This is a genomic window from Bradyrhizobium sp. GCM10028915 (assembly GCF_042666195.1).
GTDB classification, from domain to species: Bacteria; Pseudomonadota; Alphaproteobacteria; order Rhizobiales; family Xanthobacteraceae; genus Bradyrhizobium; species Bradyrhizobium canariense_D.
On sequence record NZ_JBHTFN010000071.1, the window covers coordinates 227,064 to 227,727 of the forward strand.

Sequence of the window (664 nt, forward strand, 5' to 3'; positions counted from 1 at the left end):
CAATTCCGGGTTGATCGTCGTCGCTCCAATTGCGGTTCGGATTCTGTTCATGGAGCGGCGCACCGCATCAAGGAAGGCCGCGCTCGCATTTTCCATCAGATGCCAGCGGTCGGCGACTTGGATGGCGTTCGGCAGCGCCTTGGCTGCTGCCTCGCCGTATCCACCACCGCGATCTCGCGACACAATGTTGATCGCTGGGTGCTTCGATAGCCACGCCCGAACGGTCGCAGTTTCCCTGTCGGGCAGCAGGGTAACGATCCGCCGGCGCTCCAAATCGCACACGATCGTCCCGTATCGATGATTTCTCCGGAACGCCCAGTCATCGATGCCCACAACAAGCAATGGATCTGTCGGCATCGCCGTCCGCCGGCGGACCACCCGCAGTAAGGTATCGTTGCTGACGGGCAGCATGAGCCGCTTGGCCAAGCTTGCCGCCGGCCGGCCGCCGAGCGCCAACCCCAAGTGATGGACGATGTATTCCAACCGTGCCGTCCGGCGCCGTCGAAGCGGGACGATGTCTTCTCCAAACCGCTCCGCGAAGATCCGCCGGCGGCAATGCGGCACCTCACATGTGAAGCGCCGCGTGAGCAATCGGAGGCGCACCCTTCTGCCCGCTGACGGCAAATCAGCCACGTGCCGGATGTATCGGCTATGGATTCGGCGC

General features: G+C 63.3%; 1 protein-coding gene. It reads right to left on the reverse strand.

Going from position 1 to position 664, the window contains the following annotated elements:
- Positions 1-664: ISL3 family transposase (locus ACFQX9_RS36705; RefSeq protein ID WP_377791950.1), on the reverse strand; the 664-nt coding region annotated here is incomplete at both ends.